This is a genomic window from Paenibacillus sp. P4_A9, from assembly GCF_056402415.1.
The window spans coordinates 167003-192971 of the sequence record NZ_JBFUHL010000004.1; the positions used below are offsets into that span (position 1 = coordinate 167003).

The 25969-nt window shown below is 47.7% G+C and carries 29 protein-coding genes; 19 read left to right on the forward strand and 10 right to left on the reverse strand.

Going from position 1 to position 25969, the window contains the following annotated elements; all coding sequences use genetic code 11:
* Positions 1-10: 10 nt before the first annotated feature.
* From AC1DVJ_RS06180 to nadE, 4 genes are all read left to right on the forward strand, one after another.
* Positions 11-880 (forward strand): prolipoprotein diacylglyceryl transferase family protein, encoded by an 870-nt coding sequence (locus tag AC1DVJ_RS06180; protein ID WP_477589180.1) that lies wholly within the window; start codon positions 11-13, stop codon positions 878-880.
* Positions 877-1269, forward strand: a complete 393-nt coding sequence (locus AC1DVJ_RS06185) for a DUF3905 domain-containing protein (RefSeq protein WP_477589182.1) — start codon at positions 877-879, stop codon at positions 1267-1269. Before AC1DVJ_RS06180 ends, AC1DVJ_RS06185 begins: the two co-directional genes overlap by 4 nt.
* 131 nt (positions 1270-1400) lie before the next feature.
* Entirely contained in the window at positions 1401-1838 is a 438-nt protein-coding gene (locus AC1DVJ_RS06190; RefSeq protein ID WP_477589184.1) for a BrxA/BrxB family bacilliredoxin, read from the forward strand.
* Between the two features lie 638 nt (positions 1839-2476).
* Positions 2477-3286, forward strand: a complete 810-nt coding sequence (gene nadE / locus AC1DVJ_RS06195; protein WP_477589186.1) for an ammonia-dependent NAD(+) synthetase — start codon at positions 2477-2479, stop codon at positions 3284-3286.
* Between the two features lie 139 nt (positions 3287-3425).
* On the opposite strand, the gene AC1DVJ_RS06200 is transcribed toward nadE, so the two are convergent.
* Complete coding sequence (locus tag AC1DVJ_RS06200) at positions 3426-4403, reverse strand: aldo/keto reductase (RefSeq protein ID WP_477589187.1); 978 nt, start codon at positions 4401-4403, stop codon at positions 3426-3428.
* Positions 4404-4604: 201 nt separating this feature from the next.
* Between AC1DVJ_RS06200 and acpS the strand changes: the two genes are divergently transcribed.
* Complete coding sequence (gene acpS / locus AC1DVJ_RS06205; protein ID WP_477589188.1) at positions 4605-4991, forward strand: holo-ACP synthase; 387 nt, start codon at positions 4605-4607, stop codon at positions 4989-4991.
* 761 nt (positions 4992-5752) lie between these two features.
* Here acpS and AC1DVJ_RS06210 read toward each other — a convergent pair.
* A complete protein-coding gene (locus AC1DVJ_RS06210; RefSeq protein ID WP_477589189.1) occupies positions 5753-6352 on the reverse strand; it encodes a hypothetical protein in 600 nt (199 codons plus the stop codon).
* A 99-nt stretch (positions 6353-6451) separates the two neighbouring features.
* Here AC1DVJ_RS06210 and mutY point away from each other — a divergent pair, with 99 nt between their 5' ends.
* Entirely contained in the window at positions 6452-7576 is a 1125-nt protein-coding gene (gene mutY, locus AC1DVJ_RS06215) for an A/G-specific adenine glycosylase (RefSeq protein WP_477589191.1), read from the forward strand.
* Positions 7577-7650: 74 nt separating this feature from the next.
* Here mutY and AC1DVJ_RS06220 read toward each other — a convergent pair whose 3' ends face one another.
* A complete protein-coding gene (locus tag AC1DVJ_RS06220) occupies positions 7651-8364 on the reverse strand; it encodes a Crp/Fnr family transcriptional regulator (protein WP_477589192.1) in 714 nt (237 codons plus the stop codon).
* A gap of 166 nt (positions 8365-8530) precedes the next feature.
* On the opposite strand from AC1DVJ_RS06220, the gene AC1DVJ_RS06225 reads away from it, so the two are divergent.
* Positions 8531-8878: a DUF805 domain-containing protein gene (locus AC1DVJ_RS06225; protein ID WP_477589193.1), complete on the forward strand. Its 348-nt coding sequence runs from the start codon at positions 8531-8533 to the stop codon at positions 8876-8878.
* 63 nt (positions 8879-8941) lie between these two features.
* Here the strand turns inward: AC1DVJ_RS06225 and AC1DVJ_RS06230 are convergent, their stop codons facing one another.
* The 5 genes from AC1DVJ_RS06230 to AC1DVJ_RS06250 form a co-directional block, all read right to left on the reverse strand.
* Positions 8942-9553, reverse strand: coding sequence for a superoxide dismutase (locus AC1DVJ_RS06230; RefSeq protein WP_477589195.1), 612 nt, complete (start codon positions 9551-9553; stop codon positions 8942-8944).
* A 96-nt stretch (positions 9554-9649) separates the two neighbouring features.
* Positions 9650-9868: a hypothetical protein gene (locus AC1DVJ_RS06235; protein WP_477589196.1), complete on the reverse strand. Its 219-nt coding sequence runs from the start codon at positions 9866-9868 to the stop codon at positions 9650-9652.
* A gap of 70 nt (positions 9869-9938) precedes the next feature.
* On the reverse strand, positions 9939-11066 hold the full coding sequence (locus AC1DVJ_RS06240; protein WP_477589198.1) for a Ger(x)C family spore germination protein: 1128 nt from the start codon (positions 11064-11066) through the stop codon (positions 9939-9941).
* On the reverse strand, positions 11063-12163 hold the full coding sequence (locus AC1DVJ_RS06245; RefSeq protein WP_477589200.1) for a GerAB/ArcD/ProY family transporter: 1101 nt from the start codon (positions 12161-12163) through the stop codon (positions 11063-11065). The genes AC1DVJ_RS06240 and AC1DVJ_RS06245 overlap by 4 nt, the downstream gene beginning before the upstream one ends.
* A complete protein-coding gene (locus AC1DVJ_RS06250; RefSeq protein ID WP_477589202.1) occupies positions 12160-13716 on the reverse strand; it encodes a spore germination protein in 1557 nt (518 codons plus the stop codon). The genes AC1DVJ_RS06245 and AC1DVJ_RS06250 overlap by 4 nt, the downstream gene beginning before the upstream one ends.
* 308 nt (positions 13717-14024) lie before the next feature.
* On the opposite strand from AC1DVJ_RS06250, the gene AC1DVJ_RS06255 reads away from it, so the two are divergent.
* The 9 genes from AC1DVJ_RS06255 to AC1DVJ_RS06295 all read left to right on the forward strand — a co-directional run bounded on the left by AC1DVJ_RS06255 (position 14025) and on the right by AC1DVJ_RS06295 (position 20608).
* Complete coding sequence (locus tag AC1DVJ_RS06255; RefSeq protein ID WP_477589203.1) at positions 14025-14456, forward strand: GNAT family N-acetyltransferase; 432 nt, start codon at positions 14025-14027, stop codon at positions 14454-14456.
* 236 nt (positions 14457-14692) lie between these two features.
* Positions 14693-15247: a DUF402 domain-containing protein gene (locus AC1DVJ_RS06260; RefSeq protein WP_477589205.1), complete on the forward strand. Its 555-nt coding sequence runs from the start codon at positions 14693-14695 to the stop codon at positions 15245-15247.
* Positions 15248-15847, forward strand: coding sequence for a signal peptidase I (gene lepB / locus AC1DVJ_RS06265; protein ID WP_477589206.1), 600 nt, complete (start codon positions 15248-15250; stop codon positions 15845-15847).
* Positions 15848-15887: 40 nt separating this feature from the next.
* Positions 15888-17084 carry a tRNA epoxyqueuosine(34) reductase QueG gene (queG, locus tag AC1DVJ_RS06270; RefSeq protein ID WP_477589207.1) on the forward strand — a complete coding sequence of 399 codons (1197 nt, stop codon included), beginning with the start codon at positions 15888-15890 and terminating at the stop codon, positions 17082-17084.
* A 1-nt stretch (position 17085) separates the two neighbouring features.
* On the forward strand, positions 17086-17625 hold the full coding sequence (locus tag AC1DVJ_RS06275) for a methylated-DNA--[protein]-cysteine S-methyltransferase (protein ID WP_477589209.1): 540 nt from the start codon (positions 17086-17088) through the stop codon (positions 17623-17625).
* Positions 17626-17659: 34 nt separating this feature from the next.
* Entirely contained in the window at positions 17660-18022 is a 363-nt protein-coding gene (locus tag AC1DVJ_RS06280) for a hypothetical protein (RefSeq protein WP_477589210.1), read from the forward strand.
* Between the two features lie 164 nt (positions 18023-18186).
* Positions 18187-18408, forward strand: coding sequence for a YneF family protein (locus AC1DVJ_RS06285; RefSeq protein ID WP_028555371.1), 222 nt, complete (start codon positions 18187-18189; stop codon positions 18406-18408).
* A gap of 25 nt (positions 18409-18433) precedes the next feature.
* Entirely contained in the window at positions 18434-19024 is a 591-nt protein-coding gene (gene folE, locus AC1DVJ_RS06290; RefSeq protein WP_477589211.1) for a GTP cyclohydrolase I FolE, read from the forward strand.
* A gap of 258 nt (positions 19025-19282) precedes the next feature.
* A complete protein-coding gene (locus AC1DVJ_RS06295; RefSeq protein ID WP_477589212.1) occupies positions 19283-20608 on the forward strand; it encodes a deoxyguanosinetriphosphate triphosphohydrolase family protein in 1326 nt (441 codons plus the stop codon).
* A 110-nt stretch (positions 20609-20718) separates the two neighbouring features.
* Here the strand turns inward: AC1DVJ_RS06295 and AC1DVJ_RS06300 are convergent, their stop codons facing one another.
* Entirely contained in the window at positions 20719-21747 is a 1029-nt protein-coding gene (locus AC1DVJ_RS06300) for an alpha/beta hydrolase (RefSeq protein ID WP_477589214.1), read from the reverse strand.
* Between the two features lie 305 nt (positions 21748-22052).
* Between AC1DVJ_RS06300 and AC1DVJ_RS06305 the strand changes: the two genes are divergently transcribed.
* From AC1DVJ_RS06305 to AC1DVJ_RS06315, 3 genes are all read left to right on the forward strand, one after another.
* Complete coding sequence (locus tag AC1DVJ_RS06305; protein WP_477589215.1) at positions 22053-22796, forward strand: IclR family transcriptional regulator; 744 nt, start codon at positions 22053-22055, stop codon at positions 22794-22796.
* Between the two features lie 418 nt (positions 22797-23214).
* Positions 23215-24111 (forward strand): cation diffusion facilitator family transporter, encoded by an 897-nt coding sequence (locus AC1DVJ_RS06310; RefSeq protein WP_477589217.1) that lies wholly within the window; start codon positions 23215-23217, stop codon positions 24109-24111.
* Positions 24112-24229: 118 nt separating this feature from the next.
* Positions 24230-25147 carry an SRPBCC family protein gene (locus AC1DVJ_RS06315; RefSeq protein WP_477589218.1) on the forward strand — a complete coding sequence of 306 codons (918 nt, stop codon included), beginning with the start codon at positions 24230-24232 and terminating at the stop codon, positions 25145-25147.
* Positions 25148-25258: 111 nt separating this feature from the next.
* Here AC1DVJ_RS06315 and sleB read toward each other — a convergent pair whose 3' ends face one another.
* On the reverse strand, positions 25259-25918 hold the full coding sequence (gene sleB / locus AC1DVJ_RS06320) for a spore cortex-lytic enzyme (protein ID WP_477589219.1): 660 nt from the start codon (positions 25916-25918) through the stop codon (positions 25259-25261).
* Positions 25919-25969: the final 51 nt, after the last annotated feature.

Genomic DNA, 25969 nt, shown 5'->3' on the forward strand with positions numbered 1-25969 from the left:
AGGATGCTAAATGCCTGATGTGGTACAAATGGGACCGCTGCAATTGAAGGGGACATTAGTTGCTCTGTTATTGGCGTGTGTGCTCGGGTTTTGGCTTATGAGGCGAGTATTGCAGCGATTAGATCGGGTAGATCAAGGAATTGATGATCTGATCTTAAACGGGGTTCTGATCGTGTTTTTTACTTGGCGCTTAGGCGGTCTCTTGACGCAGCCATCCTTGCTATGGCAAAGCCCGATGAAGCTGCTCCTGACTGCAGGCTCCAATATGGAGATCATTGTAGGCATCGTATTAGCCTACATCTATTTAACCTATCAAGTGCGTAAGCGTGCTATCCCATGGCGGCTTTTGCTTGATATTTTCGCCATCGGAGCAGCATCGGCTGTATTCCTGTATGCGGCGTTGACGCCTACCTTCGGATTGCCAACCACATTGCCGTGGGGCATTGGTGTTGAGGGCACGGTGTCCAGGTTTCATCCAGATCATGCGTATCTGGCGTTCTTACTCCTACCGTTACTGGTGTGGCAGCAGTTGCTGGCAGCGCGTTCGACGACAGTTCTAGGATCAGGCAAGCTGCTGAAATATTCCTTGTTTTTTGGAGGTGCAGCGGGGATGTTAGCGAGCTATTTTGCTTTGGTCGAGCCAACTGCGATATATCTCAGCCCTGGGCAGTTACTGAATCTACTCATGCTGATTATTGGAATGATCCTTCCTATTTTGTCACATACTACGGGCAGAAGGGAGCTGATGGATATGAGTCAGAACGATTCCAAAACACAAATCCAGCAAGAGCAGCAAAACCAAGAGCGCGCCAAAACACCTACTAGTAAAGAGGGCTATGTCGATAAAAAACTGGACGGTCCCAATCGCCCATCCACATGAGTCAAGATAAGAACAAATCAACCACGACATCCCAGGACCAAAGTGAACTTGATCCCTTTGAGATCGACTTTCTGCCACAGTTTGAGCAGGGGCGCGGCCCGCGAACGCCATTTGTGAATGAGTATGGGGTCACCATCGGCGATCATGACTATGAATCCGACAACTCCCCGCTTGAGCAATGGACATCGGATACGAACCCAGAGGTCATGGCGGGCGATCAGTGGGTGCATCCTTTTAAGGATGTTGGCTTCCAAAGCGCAGAGAATCGGGAGATTTTTGAAGAGGGCGTTGCGCCGCAGAGCGGGATTTTCACCCACGCTGATAAGAATGTGGCTTCTGTCACGTCCGAAGCTACGACCAGTAAAAAGAACGATGAAGCGGAAGCCTAACAGCTTTCGCTTTATTTCTTTTGTTTTGCAGTTAGGACTTTGGACTTTGCTTTCACCGCCAACGGATGTATAATATAAGTTATAGTCATTACGTTTTAAGAGTAACTATTAAATCCTAAGGGGTGGCACATATGGCAATGTCTTTTGATTCATACATGAAAGATATGGTTAAACCGATGAGAGAAGATTTGACTCGTCTGGGTATTACGGAGCTTTTGACTCCAGAGCAAGTTGAGGAAGCAATTGAAAAATCCAAGGATGGCACGATGCTGCTTGTCGTGAACTCCGTTTGTGGCTGTGCCGCTGGTCAATGTCGTCCAGGTGTAGCGAAAGCCCTACAAAACGAAACAACGCCAACTTACACATACACCGTGTTCGCTGGTCAAGAGAAGGATGCTACGGCTAAAGCGCGTGAATTCCTAGCGCCATACCCGCCATCATCCCCATCCATCGCGTTGTTCAAAAACGGTGAGCTAGCTCACTTCATTCAACGTCACCAAATCGAAGATCGTTCCGCAGATATGATCGCTGGCGATTTGATTGGTGCTTTTGAGCAATATTGTAAATAAGTTAAGCTAGGAACCATACAGAACAGGCCCTCTCTGCTACCATGCAGGTGGGCTTTTTCTTTTGAATGGATTTGTCCAATGAGGACTGGGTGGTGGCGGAGGCTCCAGCAGGTGGAGATAGTCGAAATAATCGACTAACTCGGGGGAATTAGTGCCTCTGCCGGTGGAGATAGTCGAGATAATCGACTATCTCGAGGGAATCAGTGCCTCTACTGGTGGAGATAGTCGAAATAATCGACTAACTCGAGGGAATTAGTGCCTCTGCCGGTGGAGATAGTCGAAATAATCGACTAACTCGAGGGAATTAGTGCCTCTACTGGTGGAGATAGTCGAAATAATCGACTAACTCCTGGGAAACAGTGTCTCTACTGGTGGAGATAGTCGAAATAATCGACTAACTCGAGGGAATTAGTGCCTCTGCCGGTGGAGATAGTCGAAATAATCGACTAACTCGAGGGCATCAGTGCCTCTACTGGTGGAGATAGTCGAAATAATAGACTAACACGCCTAGGGGGGAGACTCCGTATCCATTTTTCGTACATACAGTTGATTACACTTTGAAATTTGAAGGCCGAAAGTCTATACTAATGCTTAAAGAAGGCATTATTCCAAAATTTAGATAAAAGGTGGAGAGTTGCATGAGTTTGCAAACAGAAATTATCGCGAAGCTCGGCGTTAAACCGGAAATTGATATTGATGAAGAGATCCGTACACGTGTGGATTTTCTGAAAAATTACGTACTCGGCGCACATGCCAACGGCTTGCTGATCGCAATCAGCGGGGGGATTGATAGCGCGGTAGCGGCAGGACTATGTAAGCAAGCTACGGACGAGCTGACGAGCGAAAAAGGCAAAGAATACAAAACCGTTGGCGTGTTCCAGCCGTATGGTCAGCAAGTCGACATCGAAGATAGCTACGCTGTGGCTAAAGCATTCGATTTGAAATATCAAATCGAGAACAACATCGAAGAGTCCGTCGATGAGATTGCCATCGAAGTCGAGTACGGCCTCAAGCATATCGGCGTTCACCAGCATGTGAGCCGCGGCGGCAAGGGCAACATCAAGGCGCGTACACGCATGGTCATGCAGTATGCCTTGGCTTTTGAACTCGGCTTGATCGTCGTAGGTACGGATCATGCTTCTGAAGCGATCACCGGTTTCTTCACGAAGTACGGCGACGGTGCGGTAGACATCACGCCGCTTAGCACGCTGAACAAGCGTCAAGTGCGTTCGCTTGCGGCGAAGATTGGCGTACCGCAAAGCGTACTGGACAAAGCCCCGACAGCCGGCCTTTGGGACGGCCAAACCGACGAGGATGAGCTCGGCATCACCTACGGTGATAACAGCGACTATCTCGAAGGCAAGCAAATCGATCCAGCGGTGCAAGAGAAGCTGGAGAAGCAATACATGAAGACCGAGCATAAACGGATCCCGATTCCGGGCGTTTAACTTATCGTGTGAAACATATAATTACTAATATTTTGATCATAGACCTGAGGCGGTGTGCCTCAGGTCTTTTCGCCCCCTTGCGCCCCAACCAAAAACCCTGAGGCAATAGCCTCAGGGTTTTACCTACATCTTGCTGCTACTATGGCATACGCGCTCCGCGGGAGCTTTCCAGAAGAGCGTACCACTCTTCGCGTGTCATGCTGTCCGCGATACGAACCGCGTCTCCACAAGCGACGATACGCTTCGCGGAGGAAGTTCCGATGACCGGCTGAATGCGGGCCGGATGCTTCATGAGCCAGCCGAGTACGATGGCTTCAGGTGTCGTTTCTTTCTCAGTAGCCAGCTTCTGAACAAGTGTGGCTGTTTTCTTGACGGTGTCAGGCGCATCCTCAATATCGCTGCCAGAGAATTTACCTTTGGCGAGTGGGCCCCATGCCTGAATTTGCACGTCGTTCATTTGACAATATTCCAGAATACCGTCGGCAAAATTGATGCTGGTTCCGGCTTTTTGGTTCACCAGAATGCCTTGCTCAACCCAATCCAATCGTGCCAAACTCATCTCCAGCTGGTTCACAACAAGCGGCTCCGGCAGTGAGTTTTGAATAAAGCGCATTTGTGCGGAAGTCATGTTAGACACACCGAAATGGCGCACCTTACCAGCTGAACGCAATTGATTGAAAGCTTCTGCGATTTCTTCAGGCTCCATGAGCGGATCTGGGCGATGCAGCAGCAAGATATCGATGTGCTCAACGCCAAGACGACCGAGAATGCCATCGACGGAGCTTAGGATGTGACTTTTGCTAAAATCAAAACGCTGCGGATTCTGATCATCTTGAATGCGAATCCCACATTTCGATTGCAATATGATCTGGTCGCGCAAATCAGGTCTATTCTTGAGGACCTGACCGAATACGGTCTCGGAATTGCCTCTTTTATAAATATCAGCATGATCGAACATGGTAATTCCAATTGATAATGCGGCTTCTACAGCTTTTTCAGCGGTGATGTAATCTTCCTTGGTTAATGGATTTCCGGCCCAATCTCCGCCTAATCCCATACAACCGAAAACAATTCGACTGTTCGAAATCCCGCGTCTTTCCAATGGCATGATTTTCACAATAATGGCCTCCTAGCTATCATTTCTAAGCCTAGTATAACCCCTGTGGAAGATTGACATAAGAGCTGAAAATAGTGTTACTTACTTACCTTGACGTAAGTTGTGACATCTATGCACTATCCATGCCCTTGACCTTGGGCGAGGAATCGGTTAAATTGTACGCAAAGCGTAACTGTCAAAAGAAGAGAGGCTCGGTCGGATATGATTATTGGGGTCGGAACGGATTTGGTTGAAATCGCGCGACTGCGCAAAATGTTAGAGGGCTCTTCAGGCGACCGGTTTCTGGAGCGGATTTTGACACCGGCGGAGCGGGAGTTGGCGCAGAATCGTCGCGGAAGACTCGCGGAGTTTGTTTCTGGGCGATTTGCAGCGAAGGAAGCCATCGTGAAAGCCATTGGCTGCGGCATTGGTAAGCAGATTGGTTTCCAAGATGTAGAAGTGCTGCCGGATGAGCTTGGTAAACCCGTCTGTCAGGTGAGAGAAGAGGCCATGCTGCGAGCAGGCCTGCAAGGCAACCACCGCATCCATATTAGCATCACGCACACGGAATCAATGGCTGCTGCCTATGCTATTGTAGAGCAGCTATAAGATTAGGCACAGTGGTATGAAGCTTGGTATGTTATACAATGTTGGAGACCAGGCCTCGTCGACTCGCCGCCAGCTGTATCTGCGCCTGAATCTGATTTTAGTCCGATATAGTCGAACTAAATATGTGATTCCTTCTCAAAAAAATCAAATAGTCAGTTTCTATCGAGCTAAATACCTAAATTTCGTAACTACTAGTTGATTAGGTGGATTTAGGCGGGCATATTAGGATTATTCAAGTCATACTGCCGCGTAAAGAGAAAATAATTCGATGTTTTCGGACTAATGATGGAGTGGGAGCACGTCAGGTGAATGAGGAAGCCTTGCGGAGAGCAGGACTCCATGGTTGCTGCTTATGCCATTGTAGTGCAGGTGTGAATGTTGATGGCGTATGAAACTACCCTGCGTATTCATTGTTGGAATCAATCCTCGCATGCAGCCAAATTAAATTCCACATTGGTAGTGAAATAACTGGATTTTATGTAGCTAAATCAACGGGATTTGTGATTTTTGGGCAAATAGTTGGATTTTCTCCCGTTAATTTTAGCCGATTTTCCTTAACCAGCTCCATTTCTCGAAAATAACTGCATAAAATCCAGCTAAACCTTAGAAATCAACGATTTGGCCGAAAATAACTGGGTTTTTTCCAGTTATTTGGTACAGGGCTGGCTAGTGGCAGTACTGGTATAGATGCTAGTTTGTGTTGTTGTTGTTGTTGTTGTTGTTGTTGTTGTTGTTGTCCTTGGCCCCGGTTCTACTGCCGTCTACCTCGCCCAAACGCGCAACATATACCCACTCACGAGCAGGCTGATGCCGCCCATGCCCTCAAGAATCACACCCGAATACCCCAAATACCACACGCCCATTACCGCGGTCAGCGCGAAAAGCCACAAACCCACATAAATAAGGGATCTGCCGAGCAGCAGACCGACCTGAACGAACCCGATAGCGAGCAGAAACGCTCGCAAAATAGGAGCAAACAACGGATTCACCGCGCCGATTGCCTCTAATAATGCCACAGCTGCAATGAGCATGGCTCCTGGCAGCACAAGGAATATCGGATGCCCCCATCCGGTGCGTTCGGAATCATCTTTTTCCCGGGTATCTCCAGTAGCCAATGACTTCCGCATCCCCCAAATCTGGATCAAGCTGGCCACCACCGCGGTAATAAATGCCGCTTGCTTGAGCCAATCTAGATCTCGCCAGTAGATGGCGAAATCAACCCCGGCGCTGAATACCCACTCCGCGCCCCAAATAAATAATAGCGGGACCAGGCCTTGAGCTTCGCGCAGCCAATCTTTTCTTTTATTTTCTAATTGTTGTTGTTTGGTCTGAGTCAAATTGGATGGCTTCGACGTTTGCATACATTCACCTCTAGTTTTATGTTCCACACTTCTCGTATAATGGTACCATATTCATTCGTCCATTATAACTTGAACGTGCCCCATAGAGAAGGAGAGCTTATGTACAGCGAACAACAGAAGATGTATTTTTCCAAGAATCTCTTGGATTGGTACCAGACACATAAACGTGATTTACCTTGGCGTAGAAGTAAAAACCCTTATTATATATGGATTTCTGAAGTGATGCTGCAGCAGACACGCGTAGATACAGTGATTCCATATTTCCATCGATTCGTGGATCAATTTCCAACTGTGGAAGCATTAGCTACGGCACCGGAAGAAAATGTGCTCAAAGCGTGGGAAGGACTCGGCTACTACTCGCGAGCGAGGAATCTGCAATCCGCCGTCAGAGAAGTGCACGAACGCTACGAAGGTGTTGTCCCAGCAAATAAAGAGCAAATCTCCGCCCTCAAAGGTGTTGGTCCATACACATCAGGTGCGATCCTAAGTATCGCGTACAATAAACCAGAGCCGGCTGTCGACGGTAATGTGATGCGCGTGCTTTCGCGCTATTTTCTCATCGAAGAAGATATTATGAAGCCGTCCACGAGGACGATTATGGAGAAGTTGGCGCGCGAGCTAATTCTGGAGGGTACTGCAAGCGACTTCAACCAAGCGCTCATGGAGCTAGGTGCCATGGTGTGTACCCCAAGGTCACCGCACTGCTTGACGTGCCCCGTAATGGCACACTGTTCAGCGCGTGAGGCTGGTATGGAAGAAGGCCTGCCTATCAAAAAGAAAGCCAAACCGCCCCGTCCAGAACTGCGGGCAGTGGCTTTCATCGAAGGTACAGGTGAGCATGCAGGCAAATGGTTGATCAGACAGCGCCCGCAAGAGGGGCTGCTTGCCCGGATGTGGGAGCTCCCACATGTAGAATGGACGACCGCAGCATGGCAGTCTGACGAAGACAACCAGGAAGTTCTTCGCCAAGCCCTTGCCGAACAGGAACAAATCGGGATTCAACCTGATGAGTGGTTCATGGATACGGAGCATATTTTCAGCCATATCATTTGGAAAATGAAGGTCTATCGCGCTAAACTGGGTGATCCGAACCGACCGAGTACGGGAGAAGAATGGATCCCGTTCCATTACCGATGGGTAGGTCCGGAGGATCTCCAAAACTACGCATTCCCTAATGTTTTCGTGCGGATCATGAAAGAATGGCAGGAGCGCAACGAAGCGTAATGTAATGTAATGTAATGACCTCCAGCAGGTAGGCTTTACATTTCCGCCACGTTACCAGCCCTTACGCTATGATGCTATCGAAGTTCAGCCTGGATGGCTTCGATGTTTTTTAAGGTGATTAGCTTTTTATCAATGTGAATGAGGTCATCATCTAGCAACTCTTGCAGGATCTTGGTGACAGACTCCCTCACCGTTCCCACTATGTTGGCCAACTGCTGGTGAGTCAGTTTAACATCAATGAGTAGACCGTCTGACGTAGCGATCCCATGCTGCTCAGACAAGCGAAGGATCGTTTTAATAATACGAGAGCGAACCCCAAGGAACGTCAAATCATAGATTTGATCATTGGCATGACGTAATCGTTGCATGGTGGTTTCAAGGAGCTTTAGGCATAGCCTAGGGCTCTTTTCCATGAACGAAGTGAAGGCTGTTCGGCCCAGCACATACAGGGTGCTGGCCGCCATCGTTTCAGCCGTAGCTGAACGTGTCATCCCACTGCTGAGCAGAGACATCTCTCCGAAGAAATCCCCATCTCGGAACAAGGCTAGTGTAACCTCTTTGGCCTCGTCCAGACGATATATTTTCACAACACCAGACTGAATCAAGAACAATTCCTCACCAACGTCGCCTTCTTCAAAAAGGATGGTTTCCTTCTTTACTTTCATTTGCGTAAATAAAGGGGCGATCCCGAATAGATCTTCTTCCGAAAGCTCTTGAAACAGGGGGACATGTTGAAGCAAAGGTGCGATGGTCAAGGGTTCGTCAACTCTTTCCGGTTGTAGATTCATATACCTTTATCGTACAACTTCGTTTTATTGGCGTAAAGAGGAAAGCGAAAGAACATGATTACGGTCGAAAATGATGTATGAGATTTCTCAATCTGGAATATGAATGGGAGAATGTAGAATATCCGAGGATATCGTTCGTTGATTACACGAAAAGGAGTCGTTGCAGATGGAATGGTATGTGAAGGTGTTATCCAATTATGTAGGGTTTTCAGGCAGAGCAAGACGGAAAGAATATTGGATGTTCGTGCTGTTCAATATTATTATTTCTATTGGTATTGCTATCGTCGAGTCCATTATCGGAATTGATAAGCTCCTGTCAGGTCTTTATTCTTTATTCGTCCTTTTACCTTCTCTAGCCGTAGCCTTTCGTAGATTGCATGATACCGGTAAAAGCGGGTGGTGGCTGCTGATTGGGTTAATTCCCTTGATTGGCTTCATTATTTTGCTTATATTTTATTGTCAAGATAGCGACGACAACGATAATCAATATGGGCCAAACCCGAAGAGAGAATAAGAGTTCCGAGGAACTGCAACAAAAAAGCGACCCCAGAGGGTCGCTTTTCCTATTTACCATGAATTACTTCGCTGCGTCGTAACGTTTGCTAACTTCGTTCCAGTTAACAACATTCCAGAAAGCTGCGATGTAGTCAGGGCGTTTGTTTTGGTAGTTCAGGTAGTAAGCATGCTCCCAAACATCAAGACCAAGAACAGGCGTTTCGCCTTCCATGATCGGGCTGTCTTGGTTCGGCAAGCTGTATACTTTCAATTTACCAGCTTTGTCAACAGCTAGGAAAGCCCAGCCAGAGCCAAAACGTGTTGTAGCTGCAGCAGCGAAGTCTGCTTTGAATTTATCAAAACCGCCAAGCTCGCTGTCAATCGCAGCTGCTAGAGCGCCTGTAGGTGCGCCGCCAGCTTCTGGTCCGATTGTTTCCCAGAATAGGGAATGGTTAGCATGACCGCCACCATTGTTACGAACTGCTGTGCGGATATCTTCAGGAAGGCTGTTCAAGTCAGCGATCAGGTCATTAAGGGATTTGTCATGCAGAGCTGGATGTTTGTCCAAAGCTGCATTCAGGTTTGTTACATAAGCGTTATGGTGACGATCGTGATGAATTTCCATTGTTTTTGCATCGATGTGCGGCTCAAGAGCTTCGTTTGCGTACGGTAGAGCGGGTAGTTGATGTGCCATTGAATAAATACCTCCTAAAAATTATGTAGTTTCAATTTCATTATGAAGGAACACAGCTAATAAAGCAACATTTGTGTTTACTAAGTCGGCCGTCCCTTAAATGCCGCGGCGTTCCATTTCTCGCGTGATTTGATCATGCATGGCTGTATCTTGTTCATGAAGATAAGGAGATAAGTCGCTCATCGTCCGGTGGAGCTGAAGCAGCTCGATTTCGGTCCATTCTTCCGGCTTTTTCGTGCTCAGGAACTGGAAATCCGGAATTTCCCGGGGGTACTCGTGCGCTGTAAGTTCATGATCTAATTCGTTATCTGACATAGGTTTCACCTCTTTCTGATCGGAATATCCTCCTATAAGATGGTGTTTTTCCGCGCATCTCATACATGCTTTATAGGGTTTCGCCCATATTTTTAATTTTCGTCTTTACGTGTATACGTACTTCGGCTTCCGAAAATGCGTGCCCCCACTCATCCTGTACGTGCTCCCAAGCTTTGAATTGATAGGCGCGCGCATACAGGCCAAGGCCGATAGGGTCAATTTCATGCTTTTGCATTTTGGTAACTAGCGATTTCATTTTCGCTTCTAGCTGCTGATTGATCTCGGCTTCAAGTTTAGGCGCATTATTCCTCACATCGAAGGTGAAAGATTTTTCAGTCAATTGAATAGGAATCGAGATCTGGATATCAAAAACGAACTTATTCTGTTCGAAGCTAACCTTCAGGTCTCGTTTAATTCTTAATGCATAGAAGCTGATCGCTCCTGTATCAAAAATGGCATCGCCTTTCTCTTTAGGGAGCACGAGAGCTATAGTTAGAGCACCAACTTTCTCATTTTGCAGCATTTGAAGAAGTTGATTTTCGGCGTTGTTAATGGCATAGGCATACTTTCCTTTCTTGGTCAAAAGCATCGTGCCCGCCGCACTGACATCTTCCTCATCCTTGCGTAGGTCAGTTAAGTAGGGGGTAATTCCCTTCTCGTACATGTGACGATGAAGGTCGAATAGCGTCGTGACTTGTACCAGATTGCGCATATGAGCGGTATCTAGAAGTTTGGCAATATGCATGGACATTCTCCGTTTATCTGGTGGTGCAAAGTTAATAATCTCCTCGACGGAGCCCTCAACGGCGATTACTCTGGCCGTTTCAGATGTTTTGGGGTCACGGAAGAAGACATCCAGCAGCTTAAACCAGTCGTCGTGGGCCAAGATGCGTTTGCTAATGAGCACATTTTGGATTTTACCGGAGCTAATAAGTGCTGATGCACGTGTGTCTAATTCATTTCGACTATCCTTTATGTTAAACGATGTTACTTTTATGACTTCATTTTTCTCCTTGGCTTCCTTATTAAAGACGGGGCTGGACGCATAAATAACGAGGTTATCATTTTTATCCAAATCAAGACCTACCATGAGAACAAGCGTCACATTTTCTAAGGGTAATTGATCTTTACAACTAGATATTAAGATGAACAGAGCAAAAAGCGGGAATAAAATAAGGCTCGTTCGCATCGGCTTCATGGGGAGGACCTCCTTGAGATTCGACGCATACCTGCTAGAATGGCCCATAAGATCGGCGGCATAAAGATAGCGATTCCGATTCCAATATTTTGAACAACATCTTGTAATCCCTCACTTTCATTCCAACCAGGCTTCCAAATCCATGTAACGCACACCATTGCGGCAAGTATGAGGAGGATGTGCAGTCGGGGCTGCCCTTTGAGTCCAAGCTGCTGTGTACAAATAACAGCAGCATACAGTATAGGAATGAAGGTTCTTACGACAATGAGCAAGTAGGCGGAGAGGATTAAAATATCAAAGCGTTCCAGAAAACGAAACTCAATGATTTTAAATAAAGAGATGAGTGTATTATGGTATTGCGTGATATCGTCCGGACTGAAATTGACAAAAGCAAGTAAGGTAAACAGTATGTAAATAAAGAAGGTGATCGAATTCGCAATAATGATGCCGAGGGATGCAGAACTCTTTTTTTCAAGGTACGGGTATAGAAAGAAGGCAATCTCAAATCCAAGAAACGCTAAAATGGTGGTTCTTACGGTTTGAAAAATGGGGATCCAGCCATGTTTCAGGATGGGAAGAAGATGAATCCAATGCGCATGTTTGAATAGATACAGGGAACATAAGATTAAGCCGCTAGAAAGGAAAAGGAGAATTTCAGAATAGCGGCCAATGACGCGAAATCCACCCCTGGTGATCATATAAGCCGGAAGTAGGAATAACAGCATGAGAACTGCTGTACTGGTTTGCTGCATAATCCAATTCTGAACGAGCAGGGCCATGCGATTATAAATTAAATAGATGTAGAGGAGGAAATGGACGACAAACATAACGATTCCTACTTTTCCAATCCATTTCCCAAAGTAGTGACTCAGTAAGTCAATGATCGTGCCATTGGGATACCTGTGCATGATCTGAATGATAATCAGGCTGCTGGCCATAGAAACAAGCCATCCGATGATTAATACAATCCATCCATCCGTACCGCAGCCTTTCGCAAGTTCGCCAGGCAGAGGGATAAGGCCAATACCTAATTGAGCACTATGAATAAGCAAAATATATTGAAACAGCGTAATCTGATTACCTTTACCTGGGTTCATGAAGAGTCATCTCCTTCCTGTTTCATGATGCCATATCGACGTTTTTGAAGAGAGCGTACACTTTTGGGGCGGTGGACCATTTTTTTGAGCGGCAGGCGGATGAAAACATCTTTCCAGTCCGCCATTCGCAGCGGTGCAATAGGAGAGCTATACGGCTCTCCGAGTGATTTTAAACTAATGAGATGAGCTAGAATGACCATGGCGCCTACGACGATCCCAACGATTCCGTAAAGGGATGCCAGCGTCATCATCGGAAACCGAACCAAACGAACAGAAGCTGCCATGTCATAGTTAGGAAGAATGAAGGATGCAACCGCCGTAGACGCAACGACGACGACCATTAGATTGCTCACGATGCCAGCTTGAACCGCTGCTTGTCCAATGACTATACCTCCTACGATCCCCACAGTTTGGCCAACCGGCGCGGGAAGACGGACGCCAGCCTCTCTCAGCATTTCGAGCATAATTTCCATAATGAGCGCCTCCATAAAAGGAGGAAAGGGGACTGATGACCGAAACTCCCCAATCGATAAAATCAAGTCCAAGGGAATCAATTCATGGTTATATGAAACGCAGGCAATATAGAAAGCCGGAAGAAACGCAGCGATGATACAGGCAAAGAAACGAAGCAGTCGAAAGAAGGTAGCAACAGGCCAACGCGTACTGTAATCATCAATACCTTGGAAGAAGGCGGCTAGACCAACAGGCGCAATCAATACACTTGATGATCGATCAACGACGACACAATATCTCCCTTGCAACAGCTGAGATGCGGCAGTGTCCGGCCGTTCGGTGGTAATCATTTGTGGAAACAGGGAGAAGGGGTTATCTTCAATTAATTCCGCCAGTTCGCCCGTATTTAAGACGCAATCCACCTGTAAGTTCGAGATACGACGCTCTAATTCAAGACGTATGTCAGGGAGCGCAATATCCTCTAAATACAAGATGGATACCTTGCTTTTGGTCCTGTTTCCGACAAGGATCTCTTTTATTTTGAGCTCTCGGCTGGAGATGTAACGACGAATTAAGGCAATATTTTGACTACCTGTTTCGATGAAGCCTTGATGAGCGCCTTTCAGCGAGGCTTCAATTTGAGAATCCGAAATAGCTCGCTGCGGCCAGCCTTGTGTTTCCAATGAATAGGCATGGGCTAGCCCATCAATGAAAAGGATGCTGTAGCCGTGTAAAATGGCGGTTTCAACACCCGCCCAAGCAATGAGGCTGTGGAGGTCCCCTAGAGCGACGGGCGCCTCATCCTTGTTATCGCTCGTCGTGTAAAACATAAGCGTATGCAGGACGTTATTATTAATGGAATTTTTATCAACAAGACCATCCAGATAGACCAGTGCTGCCGGGGCTCCGGATTGTTTATACGTGAATGTTCGAACGATCAAATCAGGTGTGTCACTAAAAATCGTGGCGAGGTGGTCTATATTTTCGGATAGATTTGTGGAAATTTCGATGATTTCAGGTGTTGGCGTTTCCTGTTGGTTTTCCGAGCTTTCTTCCATCATCCGATTTGCGGCTTTAAATAAACGGCGGATCAGTTCCATGTTCAACCATCCCATAAATTCTCATTTTTCAGATGCTGTCTATCATTGTTCCTTGGCAAGTGTCATTTTATGCGTCCTAAAGGCGAGGGCAACCTTGAGTAAAAGAGAGGCCAGAGGCATGGGGAATAATCAGAGAAATTAGGTGAAAACGCTTGCATTTAAGCGCTTTCACGAGAAATATCGAAAAAAACAAAGTTTTTTGTGAATTTCATCACATTTTCAGCAGGATTTCGTGTTTTTTTGTCGTATTTACTTCTTTACCAGAAAATTAATCTCTACAAATTAATATGGAATTGGGAGAGAACCGTATGCATGTTCGTTCATTTCAGCTTGGTGATACCTCTTCGGTTAAAGAACTTCTAGAAGACGTTCTGTCGGAAACCTGCTATGAGGAGACGATTGAAGCTTTTGCACGTCAGCTATCGTGGGACACGGAGCTTGTTTTAATCGCTCAAGAAGAAGAGCAAGTCGTAGGCATGATTATCGGCACGATTGATAATAACAATGGCTACTTCTATAGGATTGCAGTCGCAACAGCATATCAACGTAAGGGTATTGGCAAAGCTTTGATCGAGGCAATGAAGCAGCGGTTTCTCGGACGGAATGTAAAGAAAATTATGGTAACAGTAGATGTACACAATGAAATGGTATTGCCTGTGTATGAGTCCGCTGGTTACAGCACAGTTGACTTTTCCAGAGCAGCACATCGGCTCAGCATTGTGAAGAAAGTAAGTGTGTAGTCTCTCGCTCGGCACGGTAGCACAATAAACGGCTCCACCGTCCTCCTTGGACGGGAGCGTTTATCTAGAAATATAGCCGACTTATCGTGTGCAACACATAATATCTAATATTTAGAAATAAATAGGTTTGGCTTATAGGAAGCATATCTGTGCCGCCATTGCAATTGGGGGTCAGATATGCTTTTCTAGTATAATAAGGTGACGTTTCGGCAGCAATTTAAAGAGGAGCTTTGAACATGGATAATTTCACGCCGTATGTGATAAAAAGCTTCAAACACGACGGGCATCTACATCGCATGTGGTTGACCAATTGGCGGGTTCCTCCAAGTATGCTCCATGAAGAGCATCAGAAACAGGGCATGCTAGTGTTCATCAATAGTCAGACTAAGATTCAAGAAGCGGATGGCAAGGAGTGGGTCAGCCGCATTCCAGGGGTTTCTTTTTTCATACCGAAAATGTGGTTTAATATTGTTGCTCTCATGGAGGAGTCTGGGGTGCGCTATTACTGTAATGTAGCCTCTCCTCTGTATGTTAATCAGCAGGTATTAACGTATATAGATTATGATCTAGATGTGATTCGATTGCCGGATCGAACTGTACATATTGTGGATCAAGATGAATACGAGCGTCATAAGCTGGGCTACCACTACTCGTCCCTCGTGGAGACGAAGGTGAAGGAAGGGCTTGCAGCGCTGCTAGCGTTAGTTAATGAGGACAAGCCCCCTTTCCAGGATGACATGGTGATCTATTATTATGAGCAATGGGAAAAATATAAGAACGGGGGCGGTTGAATGAGCTTCTTCGTAGGACGAGAAGATTCCAATAAGATTGTTTCTGCGCCGAGGCATGTTCAAGAATCGAAAAGCTTCACGCATGAGCTGTGGGATTGGACGAAATCCATTCTCGTAGCTCTTCTTGTTGTTATCATTGTTCATCAATTCGGCTTCAATTTATCGACCGTGCGCGGTCACTCGATGGACCCGACACTCGGGGATGGTGAGTGGCTGTTCGTGAATAAAGCCATTACGTATTTGAAACCACCGGGGCGCGGCGAGATTGTTATTCTCAAGGAGCCTGAGAAGCTTGCTTTACCGCAGAACCCCTTATTGGTCAAAAGGGTCATCGCCATCTCAGGCGATGAAGTTCAGAGCCGCGCGGGAGCTCTTTATGTGAACGGTGATAAGGTCACGGAGCCGTATGCGGATACACCCATCGAGGATGGGGACTTCGGACCGATCGCGGTCGGACAGGGCCAAATCTTCGTAATGGGCGATAATCGCCATCGTGCGGCGAGTGCAGACAGCCGCATGTTTGGGGTCATACCGACTAGTCTCGTCCAAGGACGGGCGGAGTTCGTACTGTGGCCATTAGACATGGCCTGCAAGTTGTAAGTCAACGAATGACATCAAATGGAAGAGAGAGGTGAGTGGGTTGGCGGTTTCTGGTGATTCCAGCATCAATGAAGCAAGAACAGATTGGCGAAAGCTGCAACAAGAGATCGTAGAAGCCGCACCCTCTCTCGGTATTGATAAGATCGGCTTCACATCCGCGGAGCCGTTCCATGAACTGAAAGACATCCTTCTCCGCCACAGGGAGAAGGGCTTCGAATCCGGCTTCGAGGAGCCGGATATCGAGAAGCGAGTACATCCTGAGCTGAGCTTCGACGCACCGCGGTCGATCATTTCAATCGCCGTCGCGTACCCGTCGAAGCTGCCGAACCCACCCCGATCCGAGCCTGGGGCTTATCGGGGAATGATCTCGCGCTCCTCGTGGGGGAGCGACTACCACGACGTGCTTCGCGACAGGCTCGCGAAGCTGGAGGCCTTCATCGCCCAGCGCGTGCCGGGGGCGAGGCTGCAGAGCATGGTCGACACCGGTGCCCTGGTCGACCGCGCCGTCGCCGAACGTGCCGGTATCGGCTGGAGCGGCAAAAACTGCGCCGTCATCACCCCCGAATGGGGGTCGTGGGTGTATTTGGGCGAAATGATCACGAACATCCCGTTCGAATCCGATATATCTATCATGGACCAATGCGGAGACTGCACGATTTGCATCGATGCCTGTCCGACAGGGGCGCTAGTCGGCCCAGGGCAGCTTAATTCGAGTCGCTGCATCTCCTTCATCACACAGACCAAAGGGTATGTGGATGACGAATACAAACGCAAAATCGGCAACCGACTCTATGGCTGTGATACGTGCCAGGTCGTCTGCCCGAAGAATAAGGGGATGAACTGGACGCATCATCCTGAGCTAACGCCTGACCCTGAGAAGGTCAAGCCGTTGCTCATTCCCTTGCTCACGATGTCGAACAAGGATTTCAAAGAGCAGTACGGGCGCATCGCGGCATCCTGGCGCGGCAAAAAGCCGATCCAGCGCAACGCGATCATCGCGCTCGGCAATTTCAAGGACGCGTCGGCGGTGCCGGTCCTTCGAGACATGCTGCTGAGCGATCCTCGCCCGGAGATCCGGGCAACCGCAGCGTGGGCCCTAGGGCGAATCGGCGGCGAAGAAGCTTACGCAGCCTTAGACAAAGCCGCTGCGGCTGAGCAAGAGCCGCAGGTGCAGAAGGACATCGAGAAGGCCATTGCTGTACAGAACAGCGAAGGGGTGGCCGTACAGGAGGAATAAGATGAAACAGCCTCAGGAGGTTGTCCTGCTTACCTATACCGAGATTGATTCACCCATCGGTCCTCTTGTTCTAGTGGCATCTCCGAAAGGGCTGTGCAAGGTGGAGTTCGGTACGTTTGAGAAGAACCGAGAGCAGCGTGAGCAATGGGCCCGTCGTTGGTATGGTGTGTACGAGCTAAGCGAGAACTCAGACGGGCAATTGGCGTCAACCGCGGAGCAGCTAACGCAGTATTTTAAGAGAGAACGAGAAAGCTTTGAAGGGGAACTGGATCTACAGGGGACTGATTTCCAGAAGCGTGTATGGCTAGCCCTGCAAACGATCCCTTACGGAGATACTGCCTCATATAAGCACATTGCAGAAACGATTGGCTCGCCTAAGGCTGTAAGAGCTGTAGGGGGCGCGAATAATCAAAATCCGATTCCTGTCATCATCCCATGTCATCGCATTATTGGAGCAAGCGGGGATCTTGTAGGGTATGGCGGAGGCCTTCCGACCAAAGTGCACTTATTAGATTTGGAACAACGAACATTGCTAACATAGAAGTTCAACAACTACAACATGTGGAGTGAATCCTATGAAATATGTGCATTTGGATTCGGTAGAGCCTGGTCAATATCTGGGACGTACGATTTACGCCAGTAATGGGGCTATTTTGCTTTCGGAGAATGTGCAGCTAACCGTATTTATGATTAATACGCTGAATCGTATTGGCGTGACGATGATTTACATCAAGGACCCGAACCTGAAGGATATAGAGATCCCGGAAATCCTTTCGGAAGAAACGAAACGACTTGTCATGACGCAAATGGGCCAGACGTTCGCAGCGATTCAGTCGGGTAAAGAGTTTAATTCGCGGAGCGTCAGCATGTCGATTAATACACTGCTGTGGTGGGACAGCATAGAGGACTCCCAACACGACCGATTATTCGGATTGTGAAGCAGGATGCGACAGACAAAGTGCTCGAGATCAAAGAAGTCGATTTAGCCAAGGAAACGACGGTATTCATCGAACAAGTGCTTTAATTTGTAAACCGTGGAACAGTAATGATATGATAGAACAAGCATTCTATTCTAATAATGTACAAGCAGGGGGCATAGGTTATGTGGAGTTATTTGATTCCCATTCTCACGTTGATTGTTGGTTTGGTTGGTGGTTTCTTTATTGGTGTATTCTATCTGAAGAGACAGCTCGAATCCATGCAGAACAATCCTGAAATGCTAGCCAAAATGGCGAAGCAAATGGGCTATAACATGAACAAGCAACAATTGAATAAAGCACAGCAAATGATGAAAAACCAAAACTTTAACCAAAAGCGGAAATAAGAAATAGGGTGGAGTGGTAGAGAAGATGGCATCCATCGATTATAGAAATGAAAGAGTCGCGGAGAATCGCGAACAGATCGAAAGTCATGTTCGTGAGATTTTGCGTTTGATTGGTGAAGATGTAGATCGGGAAGGCCTATTGGACACGCCAGCTCGTGTAACACGCATGTATGAAGAGATTTTCGCAGGGTATGCGGCGGATCCTCGTGAAGTCCTTGGGGTCACCTTTGATGAACAGCATGAAGAACTAGTCATCATCAAAGATATCATCTATTACAGCCAATGTGAGCACCATATGGCGCCTTTCTTTGGTAAAGTCCACGTTGGATACTTGCCGAGCGGTAAAGTGGCTGGTCTCAGTAAATTTGCGCGGTTGGTCGATGTAGTCACACGTAAGCTTCAGGTGCAAGAACGGATTACATCCGAAATTGCTGATATTTTGGCTGAAGTGCTGAAGCCGCATGGCGTCATGGTTGTCGTGGAAGGCGAGCATATGTGCATGTGCGCAAGAGGCGTGAAGAAATACGGCAGCCAAACCGTAACATCCGCTGTACGTGGCTCCTTCCGTAAAGATTCGACACTTCGTTCGGAATTTCTATCCTTAATTAAATCATAAGAGCGAGGGAATGTGCATGGAGACAATGGTCTTGTGCATCATTCCCTTTTTTCACGTTTACAGCAAGTAAGGCTTGTTGGGGCATGAGGAATATAGTATCCTTTTAAGTTAATAATCCTTCCTGCATCGGCAAGTAGAATTGTGACTATCGAACATGCTCTCGCATAAACTGATAGAAGAATGATGGATGGCTTGAAGCAGCAGGATACGGATGAGATCGGCGCCCTACAGCGCTAGAGGGCTAGAGGAGGCAAGCATATGAACAACATACGGAAATTTCGGCCTGGTGAGGCAGCTTCCTCAAAATGGAGTGAAGAACGGGATGAATTTGAGCGGGATTATGCAAGGTTGATTCAATCACCGACTTTTCGGCGTCTGCAGGGGAAGTCTCAGGTGTTCGGAGCTGGCTCGGGCGATTACTATCGGACCCGTTTGACACACTCCTTGGAGGTTGCACAGATTGCGCGAGAAGTAGCGAAGCGTTTAGAACGGACGAATCCATTTTTGAGCAAAAGAGAGCATCCAGGCCTGATCATTGATCCGACCGTGGTCGAGTGTGCATCCATAGCACATGACTTCGGTCATCCGCCTTTTGGCCATAAGGGTGAAGAAGTGCTAAATCATATCCTGATGAAGGATCACGGCTTGAAATACGAAGGCAATGCGCAAAATTTTCGGATCCTTATGTTCCTGGAAAAGCGAGCAGGCAGCGAGAGCGGCCTAGATCTGACGGCAGCCGTGCTTCTCGGCATCAACAAATATCCCTTCCTCATTGAGGAAGAGGGGCGTCTGAAGGGTGTTTACGGGGCAGAGTGGGACATTATCCGCGAGCTTCGCGACATTTGGAAAATGCCAGAGGGCTGCTCCACATTAGAAGCGCAATTGATGGATCTATGCGATGATATTGCTTATTCCACGCATGATATTGAAGATGGCATTCGTGCAGGTAAAATCCAAATGAACGCTACCTTCTTTGAGGACCAACGGTTAATTCGGCATCTCGTGATGGAGATTTTGAATGACCCGAATCAGCATAAATTCGGCTGGGAACAAGTCGATATCGAGCAGATGGTGAGACGCGTGCTGCATGATTATTTGGAGCAATGGGAGGTCATCTTCGCCGAGTGCAACCGCGAGGAATCCCGGACGCGCAGAGAGATGAAAGCTCGCTGGGTCAGCTCATTCGCTAGTCGCCTCGACATTATCGACGATACGGAACGCGGATGGAAGAAGGTAGCGCTCGTCAGAGACGGCGCGGAGGATATGGACCTGCTGCGGACGATGGAAATCCTCAAGAAGCTGGCGTGGGTCACGCTGATTAAGGACTTCCGCGTCTTGCGCCTGCAAAAGCGCAGCGAGATCATCGTCGAGCGTCTCTGGGACAGCTTCATCGAGAAGGAGAAGGGACAGTGGATCATTCCGCCCGACTGGATCGATAGCTACGAGCGGCGAAGCAGCACTAGTAATTGGAGCTGGCCGCGCTTCGTGGCGGATTACATCTCTGGCATGACCGACGCGTATGCGGAGAAGGTGTATGCGGAGCTGTTTGCGAGTAAATCCGGTTCGATTTATGAGATGGATTGAGGGTTGATAATGATAAGAGGTAAGCGCTGCTTACCTCTTTTTCGTTGTGCAGGCAGGCAGGCTGGCTGGCAAAATGCAAAAAAAAGACCGACCTCATCAAGAGGTCGATTTTATAGGGAGGAGGGAATACCAGCGTTAACGTGCTCGGATGTGGCTGTTGGTTTAATGCTTCCGAGGAAGTCCATCGTGCGGCTCACATACGTTTTAGGCTCAGCACGGTACAAAAGCTCGTGCTGTGCGTTAGGAAGAATCCATAGCTTAGAGGCGGTGTTATGCTGCTGCTTGAACATCGCTTCGACTAAGACATGAGGCGCTTTGTTGTCATTGGTGCCATGGATCATGAAGATCGGCATCTCATAAGATGTTGTGGTTACTTTAGTGAAGGGAACATCATGTAAGCTTACGCCATTTAGTAAAGGAAAGAATAGACGTACAAGCGACAGAGAAGGGTATCTAGGTAAATGTACGACTTGATTCATATTTTGATAAAGGGTGTCCGAGTTCAGCAGAAATGTACTGTCCAGAATCATCCCTGAAATATCCCCGTTTTGCTGCAGAGCCGTCTGCAAGGCAGTACCTGCTCCCATGGAAAATCCCCAAATAAAGATCGATCCGCCAGTTGACTCTTTAATATAATCAATGGCCCCAAGCAATTCTTGTGATTCTTGCACACCGCCGGTCATAAGGCGGCTATTGTTAGGATTCACGTAGCCATAGTCAAACATAAGAACATTGTACTGCTGTTTATGAAGCTCGCGGGCCAAGGTGTATAAGGGAACCCATTCTTCTTCGCGATTACCGCCATAGCCATGCGAGAAAATAACCGTTTTATTCGACCCTGTAGCAGGGATCAACCAACCTTCCAGTTTCGAATTACCATTTTGACTTGGGAAGGACACGTTTGTATAAGGAAGTCGAACAGCCTTCATCGGATTGGAATGTAGAGGTTCAATATGAGGCCGGGCTAAGGTCCAGGCAACGTAAGCATGGAAGATGAGAACGATCGATGTGCCTAGAATTAATAAGACTAAAAGAGTCGTAGTGATTAGCTTTTTCCTGCGTAAAAATGGTTGCGTGATCACCTGATCAAGTGTGGGTTGAAGCGATCCAGTTACAGGATTTAGTGTTGTTGAAGACATCGATGTAGCCTCCCTCCGTGAGATGTATGTGAGATGCCGCGAGTTAGAGGTGTAAATTGGGAAGGGAGTATTCTATTTGTATAAATTGTTTAAATATTCTGATAAGTAAGGTTATACTTTTATAGTATTCTGAATGCGCTTTCAAGTCAATGGAGATGCGGCATTTGTAAGCCTATTGTAACGGTCCTGTAATAATGGGGAAAAGAGGTGTTTAACCTTTACGGTTTCATGTAGTTTCGTTATACTGAACATAACAAGGTTTCATATAGTGAAACAGTTTGGCTCATGAAAGTGGTGACTCATCAATGGAAGATGGCAAGCTGACCGTGCGTGCTGTTGAGCGCGCTTTAGATATTTTGCTTTGTTTTACAGGGGCGTCCGAGTTGACGTTAACCGAGATTGCCACGCGAGTGCAGCTGCATAAAAGCACGGTGCATCGCCTTCTAGCTTCCCTAGAAGGCAAGGGCTTCATCATGCGTGATGAAGCGACGGAGAAGTACAGACTGGGCTACCGTTTATGGGAGCTCTCGGCTAACTTGTCCAAAGAGGGAGATCCCGGCATCATTCTGTTGCCTGAGATGGAACGACTGCGCGATGAGCTCGGTGAAACGATCTCGCTGTACGTACAGGACGGCCTGGTGCGTGTACGCATCCAAGCCGTGCAGAGCAACCATGCCATTCGCCGTGTTGCCCCTGTCGGGGCGCGAATGCCGCTTTACGTCGGCGCCTCGAGCAAGGTGCTCGTCGCCTTTGCTGAGCCAGGGCTGCTGGAGCAGCTTCTAACCTCGGCCGATTGGCCGACAGGGTTAGATACGCAGGCGTATCTCCAGCAGCTCGGCGACACAAGACGCGCGGGCTTCGCCACGAGCGTCGAAGAGCGCGAGCCGGGCGCGGCGGCAGTGTCCGCGCCGATTCTCGACCGCGGCGGCCGATTAGTCGCCGCCCTCGCGGTCTCGGGTCCAGCGAACAGGCTTACGCTGGAGTTGATGCAGGAGCAGGCGCCGACGATTATGGAGGCGGCGCGGCGCATGGGAACGATGCTTCGCTAGCGGCATTGTTACCGTGCGAAGCACGGAGAGTGCTTATCGCTTCGTACAAACGCCCGGAATGGCGCGATTTGTTGCGAGTAAGCACTTTCAATCACCTTAACTCGCGTAATACCTCGAGATAGCCTCGAATAAGAACTCCCAGAGTGCTTATTTCCCATATTTACGCCAAGAAAGGCGCGTTGTACAGCAAATAAGAATTTCCCATCACCTTATCCCGCCAATAGTCTAATCCCAACCTATCCCAGCAACCATTCCTTTTTACCGTCACCCATCACCCATCACCCGTCACCTTCACTACCACTCGCAACTTGCTCACCCTTACCACACCTATCCTTCTACCAACTCAACCTACCCAATATGGACGGATGCTTTGCTTCTGAAAGGCCATACTATTGGTTGGAAAGGGAGTGGGCAAGTCATGAAGAAGACAGCCTCGATGCTGGCAATCTGGATCAGTTTAGCCAGTAACATCGTGCTGACCGCCATCAAGATCGTCGTGGGCCTCGTGTTCAACAGCCAAGTACTGATCGCCGATGGCATTCATAACGCTGGAGATGTTATCGCGACGGCGACCGCCTACAGCTCTATGCGCGTGTCCTCAAAACCAGCGGATGTTGAACATCCCTATGGGCATGGGAAGGCAGAGGTGCTCGGCGCTTTTATCGTTGCAATCATATTGGTCGGAGCCGCTATTTATATGGGCTATCACTCCATTCATGCCCTATTCGAGCCAGCGGGTGTGGCGCATATCATTGCCCTTTGTGCAGCAGTGATTTCGCTGATCTGGAAGCAGATTCTCTATGTCTACACAATGCGCATTGGGAAGAAGCTCAATAGCAAAGGGTTGATTGCTACCGCCTACGACCATTTAGCGGACGTATACGCCTCAATCGCGGCTTCTGTGGGGATTGGCCTAGCATTGATCGGAGATCGGTACAACATTAGCTACTTGGGGTATGGAGATCCTGTAGCGGGGATTATCGTCTCCTTCCTCGTATTGAAGCTCGCCTACGAAATGGGCAGCGAATCCTTCGACATTTTGATGGAGCGAAGTGTCAGTCCCGCCTATATTGAGCAGTATGCCGCGTTGATCAGAGGTGTACCAGAGGTCAAGCGGATCGATCGACTCCGTGCGAGGGAGCATGGCCATTACATACTAGTTGATGCGAGACTTGGTGTTTCCGGTAAACTGACGATTCAGGAAGGTCACGATATCGGCCGCAATATTAAGCAGAAAATTAAAGAAGCCCATAGCGATGTGGATGAAGTGCTGGTGCACTTGAATCCTTGGTATGAAGAGCAAGCTGACGCATGAGTATCTGCGTTAGCTTTTTTATTTTCCTAAATATTTACAATCGTTCCGATTCGGGTTAGATTAGTCATAGCATCTTACTGACAATGTATATGTCGTTTGAGTTAAGGGAGTGAAGACTATGAGTAGAAGGGCAAAAGACATTTGGCTAGGGATTCTCGTGGCAAATGGAAGCGCGGCGATTATTATTGCTTTGACAGCGTATATTGTCAAAGTATCAACTGGTGCGGGCGGGATACTAATCCTATCTGATTTTGTCCTACTCCCGTTTATCATGGGAATCATTAATGCGTATTTCTGGAGAAGCCATAGAGTGACTGCTGGTCCTGTATTCGGCTACGCGTTTCTTAATCTGGGTTTGGCTCTCATTTATAGTTATTTCATGATGGGCGAAGGTTACATTTGTATCATCATCGTGGCTCCTCTCATTTATCTCTTTATTTTACTTGGCATTACACTTGGCAAAGTGATGTTCAAAAAGGAACAAAAGACGGTCAATATCTCCATCCTCGCCGCGATGTCTGGCCTGATCTTATTAAATGTGATTACCGCCGAACCCGGTGAAAGTCAGGTCACAGACCGCATCCTAATTCACGCCAAGCCCGAAGTAGTATGGCAAAATGTCACTGCATTTTCGCCTATTACGTCAAAGCCCGACTATTGGTTATTTAAAATCGGATTGCCAAGCCCCGTACAGTCAACGGCAGAAGGCCACTATGTTGGTGCAGACCGTAAGTGCATTTTCAGCAACGGAATCGTTTTCGATGAGAAGATCGTGGAATATGAAGAAAACCGCAAGCTAACCTTCGCGATTACCAAGCTCCCAGACGATCCAGAAATTTTAGGGCATATCAGTTTGTCCAAAGGACAGTTTATCCTAGAAGACAACGGTGATGGGACCACCACACTCGTCGGCACAAGTTGGTATGATTTGAAGATAAAGCCATCGCTCTATTTTGATATATGGACAAAAAGCATTATTCGCAACGTGCATCTCGAGGTCATGGAGCATATGAAAGAGCTGGCGGAGCAAGCGTAACAACAGTCTTCTTATTTCAAAAAAACACCTCTACCCGAGCTCGCTTCAATAGCGGCTATCGGTTAGAGGTGTTTTCGTTTTCTAGCATCGTGCTCACACACGATCTACACTTTATTTCGCAAAAATATGATTCCCGATCTGCACGATTTGTTCACGTGACCAGATCCAAGAGCTTGTCGCTGTTTTCGGGTTAAAATAGTAGAGGGCTCCACCAGTTGGATCCCAGCCTCGCACGGCTTCCAAAGCGGCTTTGTAAGCATCGCTATCCGGCGTTAGATTGTATTGGCCGTCACTGACTGCCGTAAAAGCGCCAACCTCGAATATGATGCCCTGAATGGTGTTATCAAACTGAGTGGATTTCAATCGGTTCATAACGACCGCTCCAACAGCGACTTGACCTTTAAAGGATTCACCGCGTGCTTCACTGTAAATGACCTTGGCTAACATATCTAGCTCAGCTTGATTCACCGTGAATTTACGCAAATATTCCCACGTGTTCGCTCCGACAATACCATCCACACTCAAGCCATAATTCGTTTGGAATTTACGAACTGCCGCGGCGGTGATAGGACCATATTTTCCATCTATTGAAGGCTCATATAAGCCTAAAGTTTTTAGTCGGAATTGCGCGTCCCAAACGTCACCGTTTTGAGTGCCTTGTTTCAATGTAGTAGCTTCTGCTGCGGATGCCTTCGGGCTCCACGTTCCTGCATTCATTCCTAAACCAAAGGAAGCTACAAGTGCGACTACGACTAGTTTTTTAAATAACATCATCTTCATCTCCCCTTTCGCTGTTCTCAGTATAGGTGCGAATTATCCCCC

Bases quoted from the DNA above. Each gene is read 5' to 3' on its own strand.
- AC1DVJ_RS06180 (WP_477589180.1), top strand. From the start codon at position 11: ATGCCTGATGTGGTACAAATGGGACCGCTGCAATTGAAGGGGACATTA.
- AC1DVJ_RS06235 (WP_477589196.1), bottom strand. From the start codon at position 9,868: ATGTCAGATAACGAATTAGATCATGAACTTACAGCGCACGAGTACCCC.
- AC1DVJ_RS06285 (WP_028555371.1), top strand. From the start codon at position 18,187: ATGTGGAGTTATTTGATTCCCATTCTCACGTTGATTGTTGGTTTGGTT.
- AC1DVJ_RS06210 (WP_477589189.1), bottom strand. From the start codon at position 6,352: ATGCAAACGTCGAAGCCATCCAATTTGACTCAGACCAAACAACAACAA.
- nadE (WP_477589186.1), top strand. From the start codon at position 2,477: ATGAGTTTGCAAACAGAAATTATCGCGAAGCTCGGCGTTAAACCGGAA.
- AC1DVJ_RS06260 (WP_477589205.1), top strand. From the start codon at position 14,693: ATGGATAATTTCACGCCGTATGTGATAAAAAGCTTCAAACACGACGGG.
- AC1DVJ_RS06255 (WP_477589203.1), top strand. From the start codon at position 14,025: ATGCATGTTCGTTCATTTCAGCTTGGTGATACCTCTTCGGTTAAAGAA.
- AC1DVJ_RS06185 (WP_477589182.1), top strand. From the start codon at position 877: ATGAGTCAAGATAAGAACAAATCAACCACGACATCCCAGGACCAAAGT.
- AC1DVJ_RS06295 (WP_477589212.1), top strand. From the start codon at position 19,283: ATGAACAACATACGGAAATTTCGGCCTGGTGAGGCAGCTTCCTCAAAA.
- AC1DVJ_RS06230 (WP_477589195.1), bottom strand. From the start codon at position 9,553: ATGGCACATCAACTACCCGCTCTACCGTACGCAAACGAAGCTCTTGAG.
- lepB (WP_477589206.1), top strand. From the start codon at position 15,248: ATGAGCTTCTTCGTAGGACGAGAAGATTCCAATAAGATTGTTTCTGCG.
- AC1DVJ_RS06300 (WP_477589214.1), bottom strand. From the start codon at position 21,747: ATGTCTTCAACAACACTAAATCCTGTAACTGGATCGCTTCAACCCACA.
- mutY (WP_477589191.1), top strand. From the start codon at position 6,452: ATGTACAGCGAACAACAGAAGATGTATTTTTCCAAGAATCTCTTGGAT.
- AC1DVJ_RS06190 (WP_477589184.1), top strand. From the start codon at position 1,401: ATGGCAATGTCTTTTGATTCATACATGAAAGATATGGTTAAACCGATG.
- AC1DVJ_RS06315 (WP_477589218.1), top strand. From the start codon at position 24,230: ATGAGTAGAAGGGCAAAAGACATTTGGCTAGGGATTCTCGTGGCAAAT.
- AC1DVJ_RS06310 (WP_477589217.1), top strand. From the start codon at position 23,215: ATGAAGAAGACAGCCTCGATGCTGGCAATCTGGATCAGTTTAGCCAGT.
- AC1DVJ_RS06245 (WP_477589200.1), bottom strand. From the start codon at position 12,163: ATGAACCCAGGTAAAGGTAATCAGATTACGCTGTTTCAATATATTTTG.
- sleB (WP_477589219.1), bottom strand. From the start codon at position 25,918: ATGTTATTTAAAAAACTAGTCGTAGTCGCACTTGTAGCTTCCTTTGGT.
- AC1DVJ_RS06240 (WP_477589198.1), bottom strand. From the start codon at position 11,066: ATGAAGCCGATGCGAACGAGCCTTATTTTATTCCCGCTTTTTGCTCTG.
- AC1DVJ_RS06305 (WP_477589215.1), top strand. From the start codon at position 22,053: ATGGAAGATGGCAAGCTGACCGTGCGTGCTGTTGAGCGCGCTTTAGAT.
- folE (WP_477589211.1), top strand. From the start codon at position 18,434: ATGGCATCCATCGATTATAGAAATGAAAGAGTCGCGGAGAATCGCGAA.
- AC1DVJ_RS06220 (WP_477589192.1), bottom strand. From the start codon at position 8,364: ATGAATCTACAACCGGAAAGAGTTGACGAACCCTTGACCATCGCACCT.
- AC1DVJ_RS06280 (WP_477589210.1), top strand. From the start codon at position 17,660: ATGAAATATGTGCATTTGGATTCGGTAGAGCCTGGTCAATATCTGGGA.
- AC1DVJ_RS06225 (WP_477589193.1), top strand. From the start codon at position 8,531: ATGGAATGGTATGTGAAGGTGTTATCCAATTATGTAGGGTTTTCAGGC.
- AC1DVJ_RS06250 (WP_477589202.1), bottom strand. From the start codon at position 13,716: ATGGAACTGATCCGCCGTTTATTTAAAGCCGCAAATCGGATGATGGAA.
- acpS (WP_477589188.1), top strand. From the start codon at position 4,605: ATGATTATTGGGGTCGGAACGGATTTGGTTGAAATCGCGCGACTGCGC.
- AC1DVJ_RS06275 (WP_477589209.1), top strand. From the start codon at position 17,086: ATGAAACAGCCTCAGGAGGTTGTCCTGCTTACCTATACCGAGATTGAT.